Source organism: Kitasatospora sp. NPDC001540 (assembly GCF_042894345.1).
Lineage (GTDB): Bacteria > Actinomycetota > Actinomycetes > Streptomycetales > Streptomycetaceae > Kitasatospora > Kitasatospora phosalacinea_C.
Genome location: NZ_JBIAVO010000031.1, coordinates 43,318 through 58,602, shown reverse-complemented (window position 1 = coordinate 58,602; position 15,285 = coordinate 43,318). Strand labels below are relative to the sequence as shown.

Genomic DNA, 15,285 nt, shown 5'->3' with positions numbered 1-15,285 from the left:
CCCGCGCCCTGTCCGAAAATTGACAGGGCCACGGGCCGTATACCGTACCGCTTGCGGAGTACCTCGGGGAGTTGACTGGTCAGTAGTCTCAACTGCCAGCACGCGGACCGGGGTTCCGGATTTCTCCGCCCCCCGGCCCGCGGCTCCGGTCAGTACGCGCGGGCCACCAGCGCGTAGTTGCCGGGCTGGTCGTCGGCGGCCGGAACGGTGCCGTCCGCGGCGACCAGGCAGCGCACCGAGACGCCCTGCTCGGCCAGCTTGGCCTCGCCCTCGGGGCCGAGGTCGGCCCAGGAGATCCGGCCCCAGCCGGTGGCCGCGGCCTCGACGGCCTCGTCGATGCTCTTGACGTCCACGGTGCGGGACTCGCGGCGCTCGCGGGACTCGCGCAGCAGCTGCGCCTGGTCCTCCTCCAGGATGCCGGGGACGATGGCGGCCAGGGAGTCGACCGAGACCGGCTCCTTGCCCCCGGCGATCCGGCGCACCAGCATCGCGGTGCCGGCCTCCAGGTCGCGCGGGCCGACCTCGATGCGCAGCGGGACGCCCTTGAGCTCCCAGTCGACGGCGCGGCGGCCGAACGGGGTGTCGGTGCGGTCGTCGACCACCACCCGGACGCCCGCGGCCTCCAGCTGGGCGCCGATCTCGCGGACCTTCGCCAGCACCGCGTCCTCGCCCTTGATGGCGAGGACCACGGCCTGCACGGCGGCCAGCCGCGGCGGAACCCGTAGGCCGTTGTCGTCGCCGTGCGACATGATCAGGCCACCGACCATGCGGGTGGAGACGCCCCAGGAGGTCTGCCAGACGTGCTCGCGCTCGGCGCCCTGCAGCTGGTAGGTGGTGTTGAACGCCTTGGCGAAGTTCTGGCCCAGTTCGTGGCTGGTGCCCATCTGCAGCGCCTTGCCGTCGCCCATCATGCCTTCGAGCGTGAGGGTGTTGATGGCGCCGGCGAAGCGCTCCTTGGCGGTCTTGCGGCCGAGCACCACGTCGATGCCGAGGACGTTGGTCATGAAGTCGCCGTAGACGTCCGTGTGGATCCGCGAGGCGTACGCGCGGGCGTCCTCGTAGGTGGCGTGGGCGGTGTGGCCCTCCTGCCAGAGGAACTCGGTGGTGCGCAGGAAGACGCGCGGGCGCAGCTCCCAGCGGACCACGTTGGCCCACTGGTTGATCAGCAGCGGCAGGTCGCGGTGGCTCTGCACCCACTTGGAGAAGTACTCGTTGATGATGGTCTCGGAGGTGGGCCGGACGACGACCGGCTCCTCCAGCTCCTTGCCGCCGCCGTGGGTGACCACCGCGAGCTCGGGGGCGAAGCCCTCGACGTGCTCGGCCTCCTTGGTCAGGTAGGACTGCGGGATGAACATCGGGAAGTAGGCGTTCTGCGCGCCGGCCTTCTTGATCCGCGCGTCCATCTCCTGCTGCATCCGCTCCCACAGGCCGTAGCCGTACGGTCGGATGACCATGGTGCCGCGCACCGGACCGTTGTCGGCCAGCTCGGCCTTGTTGATGAGGTCCTGGTACCAGCGGGGGAAGTCTTCCGCCTGGGGGGTGAGAACGGGTGCCTTAGCCATGGGCCGAATGGTACGGAAAACCGGGGCCGGACCGTGAATCCGGTGCACCGGACGGCCGTGCGGCCACCGCCCGCGCCCGCCGCGCCGTCCCAAACCCCCGGGGCCGGGCCGGCCGGACTGCGCCGCGCCCGCGCACACCCCGGGGCGCACACCCGCGGCGCGCGGATACCTGCTCGCACCCCTCTGGACGGCGGGGGCGACCCGCTGTTCGCTGGGAGGGGGACCGGGGGGCAGGGCTGCGGGGGCCGCAGCCGATTCCGAGGACCGATTGGGAGGCCGCGATGGCTTCAGCGCAGGTGACCGGCAGCACCGTGGACCGGGTCCGGACGGACTCCCCGGCGGGGCGCAGCGGTCGGGCGCGGGACTGGGCGGAGATCCAGGAGCGCATGCTCGTCCCCCTCTACCAGGACGTTTACCGGCGGTTGGAGGTCGGCGCGGCCACCAGCCTGCTGGGCGTCGGCTGCCGCTCCGGGTTGGCGCTGCTGCTCGCCGCCGGGCGCGGCGCGCAGGTCGCGGGGGTGGAGGCGGACGGCGGGCTGCGGGAGCTCGCGGCGGCCCGCGGGCTGCAGGTGTCGCCCGGCGGCCGGGCGGAGGAGGTCGCCCGTTCGGCGCCCCCCGTCCCCCGCCCGGCGCACTCCCTGGTGACGGTTTTCGAGCAGCCGCCGACGCCCGCGCTGGTCGCCTGGTCGCTCGCCCGCACGCTGCCCGGCGGGCAGCTGGTGGTGGCCGCGTGGGGCCCGGCGGAGCGCTGCGAGAGCGCCGCCGTGCTGGAGGTCGCCCGGCGGCACGCCCCGCTCGGCGCGCCGGACCCGTTCGCGGCCTCCCGCCCCGGCGTGCTGGAGTCGCTGCTGGCCTCGGCCGGGGCGCGCCCGTCCGGGAGCGGCCGGGTGGACTGCCCGTTCGCCTACGCGGGGCTGGACTCGGCGGTCCGCGGCCTGCTCTCGACCGGCCTGTTCGACCGGGCCGAGGAGGCGGCGGGCCCGGCGCTGGTGGCGAAGGAGCTGGAGGAGGCGCTGCACCCGTACCTGCGGCCGGACGGCTCGGTGCGGATGGCGAACGTGTTCCGCTGGGCGGCGGGCACCCGGCCCCGCGGCTGAGGAGGGCTCAGGAGCGGCTGAGCCCGGCGGCGGCGTACGCGGCGTCCTCGTCCAGGGTCTCGGCCTCCAGCAGGGCGGCGGCCAGCGCGTCGAGCCGGTCGCGGTGCCGGTGCAGCAGGGCGACGGCCTCCTCCCAGCACTCGGCGACGATCCGGCGGGCCTCCTCGTCGACCGCGTCCAGCGTGGTGGGGGCGGCGGCCAGGCCGTACGGGGACTGGTTGTCGTCGGGGATGGCGGTGACCCGGCCGACCCGTTCGCTCATGCCCCAGCGCCCGGCCATCGAGCGGGCGATGGTGGTGAGCTGTTCGAGGTCGCTCTCGGCGCCGGTGGTGACCACCCCGTAGACCACCTGTTCGGCGGCCATCCCGCCGAGCGCGCCGATGATCCGGCCGCGCAGGTAGGGCTCGGTGTAGGAGTAGCGGTCGGTGTCGGGGGTGGAGAGGGTGACGCCGAGGGCGCGGCCGCGCGGCACGATGGTGATCTTGCGGACCGGGTCGGCGCCGGGCTGGAGCATGCCGAGCAGGGCGTGCCCGGACTCGTGGAAGGCGGTCCGCTCGCGTTCCTGCTGGGGCATCACCAGCGGGCGCACCGCCCCGAGCTGGACCTTCTCCAGGGCCTCGGAGAGGTTCTCCTGGTCGACCGCGTCCTGCTGGCGCTTGACGGCGAGCAGCGCGGCCTCGTTGACCAGGTTGGCCAGGTCGGCGCCGGTCATGCCGGGCGTGGCGCGGGCCACGGCGCCCAGGTCGGTGCCCTCCGCGAGCGGCACCCCGCGGGTGTGGATCCGCAGGATCTGCTCGCGGCCGGTCCGGTCGGGCGGGCTGACGGTGATCCGGCGGTCGAACCGGCCGGGGCGCAGCAGCGCCGGGTCGAGGATCTCGGCGCGGTTGGTCGCGGCGATCACGATCACGCCCTCGGAGCCGGAGAACCCGTCCATCTCGGTGAGGATCTGGTTGAGGGTCTGCTCGCGCTCGTCGTGGCCGCCCATGCCGCCACCGCCGCCGCGCTGGCGCCCGATGGTGTCGATCTCGTCGATGAACACGATCGCCGGGGCGACCTTGCGGGCCTCGGAGAACAGTTCGCGGACCCGGCTGGCGCCGACGCCGACGATCATCTCGATGAACTCGGACGCCGAGGCGGAGAAGAACGGCACGTCGGCCTCCCCCGCGACGGCCCGGGCCAGCAGCGTCTTGCCGGTGCCGGGCAGGCCGGTCAGCAGCACGCCGCGCGGCATCTTCGCGCCGAGCCTGCGGTAGGCCTGCGGGTTCTTCAGGAAGTCGACCACCTCGCTGAGCTCGGCCTCGACCTCGTCGATGCCCGCCACGTCCTGGAAGGTGGTGCGCTTGCCCTGGCTGGTGTCCACCGGCTTCGGCGGGGCCTTGCGGCCGAGCGCGCCGCCGCCGATCCCGCCCGACATCCGGCGGGCGATCAGCACCCACACCCCAATCAGCAGCAGCATCGGCGCCAGCGAGATCAGCAGGTTCGCCAGGAAGCTGCGCTGCTGCACCACCGGACGGGCCGTCACCTCGACGTTCTGCGCCTGCAGGGTGCCCCAGATGTCGTCGTTGGCGAAGGCCGGGCGCTGGGTGGTGAACTCGGTGTAGTCGCCCTTGCCGCCGTCCGGCTTGGGCTGCTTGCTCTTGAGCGTGCCCTCGATGGCGTCGCCCTTGGAGTAGATCTTGGTGACGTTCCCGCCGTTGAGCTGCTTGTTGAACTCGGTGTACGAGATCGTGGTCGATCCGCCGTTGCCGAAGAAGCTCAGCAGCAGGTCGGACAGCAGGAACACCACCAGCGCGGTGAGGACCAGGCCCGTCCAGCCGCCCGGCATCCGCTTCTTCGGCGGCGGCGGGGGCGGCGCCCCCTCGGACCGCCAGGGCTGGTCGGGGGTCTGACGCGGCGGCACGGGGTTGCTCACCCCTCGGACGATACGGACGCCGTGCGCGTCGGGCGGCGCGCAACGCCGCGGCGCGACCGCACCGCCGCCGGGTCAGCGCACCGGTGTCGGCCACTCCTCCGCGGTCAGCGCGAACCGCTCGTGGTCGCGCCAGGCGCCCTGCAGGAACAGCATCCGCGGCGTGAACCCCTCGTGCCGGAAGCCCAGTCGGCGCGCCATCGCGATCGACCGCTCGTTGTCCGGCTGCACGTTGATCTCCAGCCGGTGCAGTCCCAGCCCGCCCCGCTCCGACGGCGTGAAGCAGCGCTCCACCACCAGCCGCATGCCCTCCGACATCCGGCCCGTCCCGACGAACGGCTCGTACGAGTCGTAGCCCAGCACGCCGTTGCAGAACCGCGCCATCACGATGTTCGCCACGTTGCACTTGCCGACCAGGCCGCCGGTCTCGACGTCCACGATCAGGAACGTGCGCAGGCCCGCGCCCTGACGGCTCAGCAGGTCCGGCATGCCGTCGGGCTCGACGGGGTTCCACCGCCCGATGTGCGCGGCGGAGCGCCGCACCGCATCGGCGTAGGGGACGACGTCATCGGGGCGGGGGGCTCGGATCGTCACGCGCATACGGGACATCATGGCGCAACCGGTGCGAAAGCAGGGGCGCGGGGGGCCGTGCGAGCTCTCCTGCCCGCGCGGCCCCCCGCGCCCCTGTCGGCTCCTCCCGGGGGACCCTTACAGCAGGTCCTTGAACTCCTTGGGGAGGTCGAAGTCGGTCGGCCCCTTGCCCGGCTGGAGGCCGAACGCGCCGCCGGGCTGGGTGCCCTGGCCGGGGCCGAGGGCCTTGCGCTCGGCGGCGGCGGCCTCCTCCTGGGCGCGCTTGAGCGGGTTGCCGCTCTTGCGCTTGCCCTTGGCGACCGGGGCCTTCTTGCCGGAGCGCTTGGCGCCGCCGCCCATCCCGGGGATGCCGGGCATGCCGGGGATGCCCTTGCCGGAGGCCATCGCGGACATCATCTTGCGGGCCTCGAAGAAGCGCTCGACCAGGCCGGAGACCTCGCCGACCTGGACGCCGGAGCCCTTGGCGATGCGCAGGCGGCGCGAGCCGTTGATGATCTTGGGGTCGGAACGCTCGGCCGGGGTCATCGACTTGATGATCGCGCCGACCCGGTTGACGTCCTTGTCGTCCAGGTTGTTGATCTGGTCGCGGATCTGGCCCATGCCGGGGAGCATGCCGAGCAGCTTGGAGATCGAGCCCATCTTCTGGACCTGCTCCAGCTGCGACAGGAAGTCGTCGAGCGTGAAGTCCTTGCCGCCGCCCTGCAGCTTGGCGGCCATCTTCTCGGCCTCGGCCTGGGAGAAGGTCTGCTCGGCCTTCTCGATCAGGGAGAGGACGTCGCCCATGCCGAGGATGCGCGAGGCCATCCGGTCGGGGTGGAAGGCGTCGAAGTCGTCGACCTTCTCGCCGTTGGAGGCGAACATGATCTGACGGCCGGTGACGTGGGCGACCGAGAGCGCCGCGCCGCCGCGCGCGTCGCCGTCGAGCTTGGAGAGCACGACGCCGGTGAAGTCGACGCCCTCCAGGAAGGCCTGGGCGGTGGTCACCGCGTCCTGGCCGACCATGGCGTCGACCACGAACAGGACCTCGTCCGGGTCGATCGCGGCCCGGATGTCGGCGGCCTGCTGCATCAGTTCGGCGTCGATGCCGAGGCGGCCGGCGGTGTCGACGATGACGACGTCGTACTGCTTCTGCTTCGCGTACTCGATGGAGTCGCGGGCGACCTGCACCGGGTCGCCGACGCCGTTGCCGGGCTGCGGGCCGTAGAAGGCGACGCCGGCCCGCTCCGCGACGACGCCGAGCTGGGTGACGGCGTTGGGGCGCTGGAGGTCGCAGGCGACCAGCAGCGGGGTGTGCTTCTGGGTCTTGAGCCAGTGGCCGAGCTTTCCGGCCAGGGTGGTCTTGCCCGCGCCCTGGAGACCGGCCAGCATGATCACGGTCGGGCCGGTCTTGGCGTACCGCAGGCGGCGGGTCTCGCCGCCGAGGATGCTGATCAGCTCCTCGTTGACGATCTTGATGATCTGCTGGGCGGGGTTCAGCGCGCCGGAGACCTCGGAGCCGAGGGCCCGGTCCTTGACCTGCTTGATGAAGGCGCGGACCACGGGGAGCGCGACGTCCGCCTCCAGCAGGGCGATCCGGATCTCGCGCGCGGTGGCGTCGATGTCCGCCTCGCTGAGACGGCCCTTGCCCCGGAGGTTCTTGAACGTCGCTGCGAGGCGGTCGGAGAGAGTGTCGAACACGTCGGTCGCGGGTCCCTTGCGGCATCGAGTACGGGTAACTGTCGTCGCCCCAAGGGTAGCCGCACCCCGGCGAGTGGTCTGCGCCCCCGCGGGAACCGCGGGTCAGTGCGCCTCCAGGGCGGCCCGGACGGCCCGCGCGACCTCCTCGGCGCGGCCCGGTTCCAGCGGGCCGCCGTCGGTGGAGGTGAGGTAGAAGGCGTCGACGGCCTCCGCGCCGAGGGTGGAGACGTGCGCGGTGCGGACCCGCACCCCGGTGGTGTCCAGGGCGCGGCCGATCCGGTGCAGCAGGCCGGGCGCGTCGTGCGCGCGGACCTCCAGCACGGTGGCGGACCGCGAGGCGTGCGGGGCGACGGTGACCACCGGCGGCGGGGTGCTGATGCCGCGGCGGCGCGGCGCGGCGGCGTCGCGCTCGACGAGCTTGCGGGCGACGTCCAGCGAGCCGTCCAGGGCGCGGCGCAGGTCGGCGCGGAGCCGGGCGGCCTCGGGCAGGTCCCCGTACTCGGCGGCGACCGTCCAGGACAGCAGCAGGACGGGCCCGGCGCCGACCGGGTCGAGTTCGCGCAGGCCCGCCTTCCGGACGGCGAGCCGGTGCACGGCGAGCACGCCCGCGACGGTGCCGAGCAGGCCGGGGCGGTCGGGGATGGCCAGGGTCAGTTCGACGCCCATCGGCTCGGCGCCGCCGTCCGGTGCGGGCTCGGCGTGCGCGGTGAGGGCCAGCGCGGGACCGCCGGTGCGGGCGGCCTCGACGGCGAGCCGCTCCTGGTCGGCGGTGACCTCGGGGTCGGTGGCGGGCGGGCCGCTCTCCCCGGCCAGCCGGGCGGCGGTGCGCTCGACCAGGGTGGCGACCAGCGAGGCCCGCCAGCTGGACCAGGCGGCGGGGCCGGTGGCGGTGGCGTCGGCCTCGGTGAGGGCGTGCAGCAGCTCCAGGTGGGTCTGGGTGCCGACGGTCTTGGCGATCAGGTCGGCGGTGGCGGGGTCGTCGGGGTCGCGGCGGGTCGCAGTATCAACCAGCGTCAGGTGGTGGCGCACCAGTAGCGCCAGGGTGTCGGTGTCGCGCTTGCCGAAGCCCATCCGGACGGCGACGTCGCGGACGATCACCTCCCCGGCCTCGGAGTGGTCGCCGGGCCAGCCCTTGCCGAGGTCGTGCAGCAGCGCGGCGACCAGCAGCAGATCGGGGCGGGCGGTGCGGCGGGTCATCGCGGCGGCCCGGACGGCGGTCTCGATCAGGTGCCGGTCGACGGTCCAGCGGTGCACGGCGTTGCGCTGCGGGCGGCAGCGGACCCGCTCCCAGTCGGGCAGCATCCGGCTGATCAGGCCCTCCGCCTCCAGCGCCTCCCAGACCGGCAGACAGGCCTCGCCCGCGCCGAGCAGGGTGACCAGCTGCTCGCGGGCCTCGTCCGGCCAGGGCACCGGCAGCGGCCTGGTCTCGGCGGCCAGCCGGCGCACGGTGGCGTAGCCGACGGTCAACCCGGCCTGGGCGGCCGCGGCGGCGGCGCGCAGCGGCAGCACCGGGTCGGTGGCGGGCCGGGCGGCCTGGGCGAGCACGGCCTCGCCGTCCTGCTCGACCACGCCCTCGGCGAGCGGGCGGCGCTCGGGCGCGGTGGGGCCGCCCTGGACGCGCCGGGCGCCGTTGAACGGGAAGCCGAACCGGACGGCGCGGCGCGGCACCGGGCTGCGGCGGGCGGCCAGCACCCGCTCCACGGCGCGCCAGGTGACGTCCGAGGCGTACGCGACGGTGCGGGCGGCCTGGTAGACCTGCCGCAGCAGGGTGTCGGCGTCGAGCACGCCGAGGCGTTCGGCGACCTGGTCCTGGTCCTGCAGGGAGAGCCGCTCGGTGGCCCGGCCGGTGGTCAGGTGCAGCGCGTCGCGGACGTCGGCCAGGGTGCGGGCGGCGGCGTCCAGGCCGTCGCGGGGGGCGTCGGCGATCCAGGTCGCGGCGACGGCGTTCAGCGCGACCAGGTCGCGCAGGCCGCCGCGGGCCTCCTTGAGGTCGGGTTCGAGCAGGAAGGACAGCTCGCCGTGGCGCTCGGCCCGGGCCCGGCCGAGCTCCTGGAGCTCGGGCAGCCGCTCGGGGGCGGCGGCCCGCCAGTCGGCGAGGACGGCGGAGCGCAGGTCGGCGGTGAGCTGCGGGTCGCCCGCCAGGTGGCGGGCGTCGAGCAGGCCGAGCTGGGCCTTGAGGTCCTCGGCGGCGACCTCGCGGGCCTCGCCGGGGGTGCGGACGGCGTGGTCGAGCGCGACGCCGCTGTCCCAGACCGGGTACCAGATCCGTTCGGCGAGGTCGGCGGCGAGCGGGCCCTCGTGCAGCAGCAGCACGTCCAGGTCGCTGCGCGGGGAGAGCTCGGCCCGGCCGTAGCCGCCGACGGCGACCAGGGCGGTGCGGGCCGGGGCCCCGGCCGTCCGGTAGAGGCCGGCCAGCCAGTCGTCGGTGAGCCGGGCCAGGGCGGCGCGCCGCTGCGGGCCGACCGCGCCGGGATCGGCCAGCAGGCGGGCGCGTTCGGCCGGGTAGCCGTACTCGGCGGGGTCGGTGCTGCTCACGTCTGCTCCCGGTGCGTGCTGGTGCCGGATACGCCTTCGGCGGACCTGCCGCGTGGGCAGGTCCGCCAGGAGGGTTTTCAGCGGTGGTTCTCAGCGGGTGGGTCAGAGGGCGTCGGGGCCGCGTTCGCCGGTGCGGACCCGGACGGCGGTCTCGACCGGGATCGACCAGACCTTGCCGTCGCCGATCTTGCCGGTGCGGGCGGCCTTGACGACCACGTCGATCAGCTGCTCGGCGTCCTCGTCCTCGACCAGTATCTCGATCCGGACCTTCGGCACCAGGTCGACGGTGTACTCGGCGCCGCGGTAGACCTCGGTGTGGCCGCGCTGCCGGCCGTACCCGCTGGCCTCGGTGACGGTCAGGCCGTGCACCCCGAAGGCCTGCAGGGCGTCCTTGACCTCGTCCAGGCGGTGCGGCTTGATGACCGCGGTGATCAGCTTCATCGGGCGTCGACCTCGGTCTTCTCGGCACTGGCGGGGACGGCGGGGGTGGCCACGGTGCGGGCGAGGCTGGCGCCGACGGCGGTGAAGTCGTAGGCGGACTCGGCGTGCTCGGCCTGGTCGATGCCGGAGACCTCGACGTCCTCGGAGACCCGGAAGCCGATGGTCTTCTGGATCGCCTGGCCCAGCAGCCAGGAGAGCACGAAGGAGTAGACCAGGACCACGACCACGCCGAGCGCCTGCTTGCCGAGCTGCTCCAGGCCGCCGCCGTAGAACAGGCCGGACGCGGTCTGGCCGACGTGGCCGGTGGCGAAGAAGCCGATCAGCAGCGAGCCGACGATGCCGCCGACCAGGTGGACGCCGACCACGTCGAGCGAGTCGTCGAAGCCGAACCTGTACTTCAGGCTGATCGCCGCGGCGCACAGCGCACCGGCGATCAGGCCGATCGCGATCGAGCCGAGCGGGGAGACCGAACCGCAGGCCGGGGTGATGGCGACCAGGCCGGCCACCGCGGCGGAGGCGGCGCCGAGGGTGGTGAACGCGCCGTGCCGGATCTTCTCGTAGGCCAGCCAGCCGAGGACGGCGGCGGCGGTGGCGACCTGGGTGTTGACGAAGGCCATGCCCGCCACGCCGTTGGCGGCCAGCGCCGAGCCCGCGTTGAAGCCGAACCAGCCGAACCAGAGCAGGCCGGAGCCGAGCATCACCAGCGGCAGGCTGTGCGGGCGCATCGGGTCCTTCTTGAAGCCGATCCGCTTGCCCAGCACCAGGGCCAGGGCCAGGCCCGCCGCACCGGCGTTGATGTGCACCGCGGTGCCGCCCGCGAAGTCGATCACGCCGTTGCGGTCACCGAGCCAGCCGCCGTTGCCGCCGTCGAAGAAGAACACCCAGTGCGCGACCGGGAAGTACACGACGGTCACCCAGAGCGCCACGAACAGGCTCCAGGCCGCGAACTTCGCCCGGTCCGCGATGGCGCCGCTGATCAGCGCCGGGGTGATGATCGCGAACATCAGCTGGAAGGCCGCGAAGCCGGTCACCGGGATCGTCCCGGTCAGCGCGTTCAGGTCGATGCCGCGCATGCCCAGGTAGTCGAGGTTGCCGATCAGACCCGCCCCGGCGTCCGGCCCGAAGGCCAGCGTGTAGCCGTACAGGACCCAGAGCACGGTGACGATCGCCAGTGAGATGAAGCTCATCACCAGCATGTTGAGGGTGCTCTTGACCCTGACCATGCCTCCGTAGAAGAAGGCCAGGCCCGGGGTCATCAACATGACCAGGGCCGCACAGATGAACACAAAGGCGGTATCGCCCGCGCTGAAGCCGTCCGGCATCGGCGTCTCCTCCGAAATGAGAGCCGCACCACGACCGGGATACCTGTCCCGTGCCATCCCGGCGTGTCGGCGATGAGAGGAGAGTGCCGAAGGCGGGTTTCGGCCGATGCGGCTCGGTGTTTCGCCGCAGTGACGCGGTTGACGCGCCCGTTACGGGCACGTGAACCACAGCAGGTGACGCGTACTGGACAGGGCGTGGCATACTGCCGCGGCCGTCCGGACGGGCGGGTCGGACGGCCGCGGGAGACGGGGCGGGACGGGGCGGCCGCGGGCGGGGCGGGGGTCAGACCACCGAGACGAACTCCGGGATGTCGTGCACCACCCGCTCGGCCAGCCGGTCCACCCCGGGGGCGCCGCCGAAGTCCCGGCTGGCGGCCTCGGAGGTCTTGCGGACCCGGGTGTTCAGCCGCTCGGAGCGCACCTTCTTGGCGATGTCCACCGCCTCCTCGCAGTACTTCGCCGCGTCCTCCGGCTCGTTCTGCAGCAGCCGCACCGAGGCCATGCCGACCAGGTTGAACGCGTAGGTGCGGACGTGGTCGCCGTCCTCCCGGAACCGGTCGACCGCCTCGGTGATCAGCGGCTCGGCGGCCTTGGCCATCGCGAGGCCGCGGTCCGTGGTGTAGGCCAGGTCCCGGTAGGAGTGCCCGTTCTCCGCGCACAGCTCGGCGTGCGAGAAGAACTTGAGCCAGCTCGGCGTCTCCTCGTTGCTCTCCCGGATGTCGCTGAAGGTGTCCTCCGCCAGCCGGACCGCCCGGGCGCAGCGGTTGACCTCGCCGATGGTGGAGTAGGCCCGCGCCTCCATCGCGTACAGCAGCGCCTGCTGGCGGGCGGTGGCGGTGTCGCGGCTGCCGTACTGGGCGAGGTGGATCAGCTCCAGCGCGTCCTCGCCGCGGTTGAGGTGGATCATCTGCCGGCTCATGTCGGTCAGCACGTGCGCGCCGAACGGGCGGTCGCCGGCCTCCTTGGCCGCGTGCAGCGCCAGCACGTAGTACTTCTGCGCGCTCGGGTGCATGCCCACGTCGTACGACATGAAGCCCGCCAGGTGGGCGAGTTCGGCGGTGATCCGGAACAGCCGCTTGGTGGTCGCCTCGGGGTAGGTCTCCTGCAACAGGTCGGTGACCTCGTGGAGTTGGCCGACCACCGCCTTGCGGCGCAGGCCGCCGCCGTTCTGCGCGTCCCACTTCCGGAACATCTCGGTGGTCTGCTCCAGCAACTGCATCTCCGGCTCGGACAGCCGCCCGGAGAACTGCTGGCCACCGTTGGCCGCCGCCAGGATCGGGGTGGGCGCGCCGTTCGGGCCGGGGGTCAGCCAGCGCTGCATCGGCTCGATCAGCGCCGCTCCGGCCGTCAGGGCGAGCGAAGTGCCGAGGAAACCACGGCGGTTGAGCATCAGGTCGCTGCGCGAGTACTCGCTGATCGCCTGCACGGTCTGCTGCGGGCTCCAGGGCAGGTCCACCCCGCTGCCGACGGTGGTCACCTGGACCACCGCGCGCAGGCCGAGGTCCTCGACCGAGACCACCGAGCCGAAGCGCTCCGAGAACAGCTCCGACATGATCTTCGGGATCGGCTCGCGCGGCTGCTCGCCGTCCAGCCAGCGGCGCACCCGCGAGGTGTCGGTGGAGACGTGGTGCGCGCCGATCTGCCGTGCCCTGCGGTTCACTTGGCGCGCCAGCTCGCCCTTCGACCAGCCGCTGCGCGCGAACCAGGAGCCCAGCTTCTCGTTCGGCTGCTTCTCACCCATGGGACCGTCCCCATCCCGCCCCGAACCGGGGCCCCTCTTCGCCCTTGACCCGTTTCATCACCGCCCGCGTGACCGGTCGGCTGCGTTCCGTATGCCGAACGTAGCGCCCCTGCGCCATCCGGGGGAGCAACGTCGGAGAAACGCCACCTTTCGCCACCCCCAGGAGTGAACTACCGGACGGACGGGCGCGCTTCACTATGAGTCAGCTCGACATGACCGCGGCACATGCCCGGACCCGACGGAACCCGACGGAGGCACGCGTGCGGCAACGACGATCCGGCATCCGAAGCGCCGGTGCAAGGCGCCTGCTGGCCCGCGCCACCCGGATCGGTGTGCGCCGGTCCGCGCGCGCCTCCGGTGCACCACGCACCACGCGCCCAACGAACGACGCACCGTCACCCTCCCGTAACCAGCGGCGACCGGAACCGGTTGTGGGTGGCATGGACAAGCTGTTCGGCACCCTCCGGCTCACCCCCCTCGGCGGCCGCCGCCGCACCCGGCCCACCGTGCTGCAGGCCGCCGCCGAGTACTCCGAACGCTGGGGCTGGACGCTGACCACCGGCAGCCCGACCGCGCGCGCCGGGACGGCCTGCGACTGCGGCGTCCCGCACTGCGCCGCGCCCAACCTGCACCTGCGGGTCGGCCCGGCGATCGCCCCCGGCGCGAGCGCCGCCGAACTCGCCGCCCGATGTCCGGCCGACGCCCCGCTGCTCCTCCCCACCGGCCACCAGTTCGACGTCCTGGACGTCCCGGCCCAGCCCGGCCTGCAGGCCCTGGTCCGGCTGGAGCGGATGGGCACCCAGGTCGGCCCGGTGCTGGCCTCCCCGGCCGGTCGGCTGCTGCTCTTCGTCGCCCCCGGCACCGCCGAGCGCCTGCCCGACCTGCTCTACCGGATGGGCTGGGACGACGCCTCCCTCGACCTCACCTGCCACGGCCTCGGCTCCTACCTGGCCGTCCCGCCCACCCCGCTGGGCCCGCTCGGCCCGATGCGCTGGCTGCGCCGCCCCACCACCGACAGCGCCCCGCCCGAGGCCCGCCTGCTGCTCGGCACCCTCGCGTACGCCTGCCACCGCAGCACCCGGGACCGGCAGCGCGAGTTCGCCAGCTAGACCCCCCCCTACGCACAGGTCCGCCCCGGGAGGGGGTTCCCTCCCGGGGCGGACCTCACCGGTGCCGGGGCGCCGTTAGCCGAGCAGCGCGTCCACGAAGGCGCCGGGCTCGAACGGGGCGAGGTCGTCCGCGCCCTCGCCGAGGCCGATCAGCTTGACCGGGACGCCGAGTTCGCGCTGCACCGAGATGACGATGCCGCCCTTGGCGGTGCCGTCGAGCTTGGTGAGCACGATGCCGGTGATGTCGACGACCTCCGCGAACACCCGGGCCTGGACCAGGCCGTTCTGGCCGGTGGTGGCGTCGAGCACCAGCAGCACCTCGTCGACCGGGCCGTGCTTCTCGACGACGCGCTTGACCTTGCCGAGCTCGTCCATCAGGCCGGTCTTGGTGTGCAGGCGGCCCGCGGTGTCGATCAGGACGGTGTCGACGCCGTCGGCGATGCCCTGCTTGACCGCGTCGAACGCGACCGAGGCCGGGTCGCCGCCCTCGGGGCCGCGGACGGTGTGCGCGCCGACCCGTTCGCCCCAGGTCTGCAGCTGGTCGGCGGCGGCGGCGCGGAAGGTGTCGGCGGCGCCGAGCACGACCTTCCGGCCGTCGGCGACCAGGACGCGGGCGAGCTTGCCGGTGGTGGTGGTCTTGCCGACGCCGTTGACGCCGACCACCAGCACCACGGCCGGGCCGTCCCCGTCCTTGACCGAGCGGACGGTGCGGTCGGCGTCGGTGCCGATCAGCTTGACGAGCTCCTCGCGGAGCAGGCCGCGCAGTTCGTCGGGGGTGCGGGTGCCGAGCACCTTGACCCGGGTGCGCAGGTTGTCGACGAGCTCCTGGGTGGCGCCGACGCCGACGTCGGCGGTGAGGAGGGTCTCCTCGATCTCCTCCCAGGTGTCCTCGTCGAGGCGGTCCCGGGAGAGCAGGGTCAGCAGGCCCTTGCCGAGGGTCGACTGCGAGCGGGAGAGCCGGGAGCGCAGCCGGACCAGGCGGCCGGCGGTGGGCTCGGGCACCTCGATCGCGGGCGCGGCCTCGGCCTCCTCGGCCCGCACCTCCTCGACGGTCGGCTGCTCGGCCGCCGTCTCGGGCTCGGCTTCGGGAGCGGCTTCGACCTCCGCCCCGGTCCCGCTCGGGGCGGTCTCGGTCGGGGCGGGCTTGGCCGGGGCGGGCGCGGTGATGGTCGGCGCCTGGCTCGGCCGGTCCAGTTCTTTGCGTCGTCTGCCGGAGACGACGAGTCCGGTGATCGCGCCGATGGCGACCACCGCGATGACAACGGCAAGGATCACGTATTCCATAACCCGTCCAGTATCAC

The 15,285-nt window shown here is 73.5% G+C and carries 11 protein-coding genes; 2 read left to right on the top strand and 9 right to left on the bottom strand.

Translation table 11 applies throughout. The features are described from left to right. Positions 1-149: 149 nt before the first annotated feature. Entirely contained in the window at positions 150-1,562 is a 1,413-nt protein-coding gene (gene proS, locus ACFY00_RS29015) for a proline--tRNA ligase (RefSeq protein ID WP_388034638.1), read from the bottom strand. 281 nt (positions 1,563-1,843) lie between these two features. On the opposite strand from proS, the gene ACFY00_RS29010 reads away from it, so the two are divergent. Next, positions 1,844-2,659: a class I SAM-dependent methyltransferase gene (locus ACFY00_RS29010; protein ID WP_388034635.1), complete on the top strand. Its 816-nt coding sequence runs from the start codon at positions 1,844-1,846 to the stop codon at positions 2,657-2,659. Positions 2,660-2,666: 7 nt separating this feature from the next. Here ACFY00_RS29010 and ftsH read toward each other — a convergent pair whose 3' ends face one another. From ftsH to ACFY00_RS28975, 7 genes are all read right to left on the bottom strand, one after another. Continuing rightward, positions 2,667-4,571: an ATP-dependent zinc metalloprotease FtsH gene (gene ftsH, locus ACFY00_RS29005; protein ID WP_388034632.1), complete on the bottom strand. Its 1,905-nt coding sequence runs from the start codon at positions 4,569-4,571 to the stop codon at positions 2,667-2,669. Between the two features lie 72 nt (positions 4,572-4,643). Beyond that, positions 4,644-5,168, bottom strand: a complete 525-nt coding sequence (locus ACFY00_RS29000; RefSeq protein WP_388034629.1) for a GNAT family N-acetyltransferase — start codon at positions 5,166-5,168, stop codon at positions 4,644-4,646. 108 nt (positions 5,169-5,276) lie between these two features. Continuing rightward, positions 5,277-6,836, bottom strand: a complete 1,560-nt coding sequence (gene ffh, locus ACFY00_RS28995; protein WP_388034626.1) for a signal recognition particle protein — start codon at positions 6,834-6,836, stop codon at positions 5,277-5,279. Positions 6,837-6,938: 102 nt separating this feature from the next. Next, positions 6,939-9,371, bottom strand: coding sequence for a [protein-PII] uridylyltransferase (locus ACFY00_RS28990; protein WP_388034623.1), 2,433 nt, complete (start codon positions 9,369-9,371; stop codon positions 6,939-6,941). Between the two features lie 102 nt (positions 9,372-9,473). After that, the gene (locus ACFY00_RS28985; protein ID WP_033252690.1) at positions 9,474-9,812 is read right to left on the bottom strand and encodes a P-II family nitrogen regulator; all 339 of its coding nucleotides are present in this window, start codon (positions 9,810-9,812) and stop codon (positions 9,474-9,476) included. Next, positions 9,809-11,134 (bottom strand): ammonium transporter, encoded by a 1,326-nt coding sequence (locus ACFY00_RS28980; protein ID WP_388034620.1) that lies wholly within the window; start codon positions 11,132-11,134, stop codon positions 9,809-9,811. The genes ACFY00_RS28985 and ACFY00_RS28980 overlap by 4 nt, the downstream gene beginning before the upstream one ends. A 283-nt stretch (positions 11,135-11,417) precedes the next feature. Next, positions 11,418-12,875: a hypothetical protein gene (locus tag ACFY00_RS28975; protein ID WP_388034618.1), complete on the bottom strand. Its 1,458-nt coding sequence runs from the start codon at positions 12,873-12,875 to the stop codon at positions 11,418-11,420. Positions 12,876-13,315: 440 nt separating this feature from the next. Between ACFY00_RS28975 and ACFY00_RS28970 the strand changes: the two genes are divergently transcribed. After that, positions 13,316-13,984 (top strand): bifunctional DNA primase/polymerase, encoded by a 669-nt coding sequence (locus ACFY00_RS28970; RefSeq protein WP_388034615.1) that lies wholly within the window; start codon positions 13,316-13,318, stop codon positions 13,982-13,984. 75 nt (positions 13,985-14,059) lie between these two features. Here the strand turns inward: ACFY00_RS28970 and ftsY are convergent, their stop codons facing one another. Next, positions 14,060-15,268, bottom strand: coding sequence for a signal recognition particle-docking protein FtsY (ftsY, locus tag ACFY00_RS28965; RefSeq protein WP_388034613.1), 1,209 nt, complete (start codon positions 15,266-15,268; stop codon positions 14,060-14,062). Between the last annotated feature and the right edge of the window lie 17 nt (positions 15,269-15,285).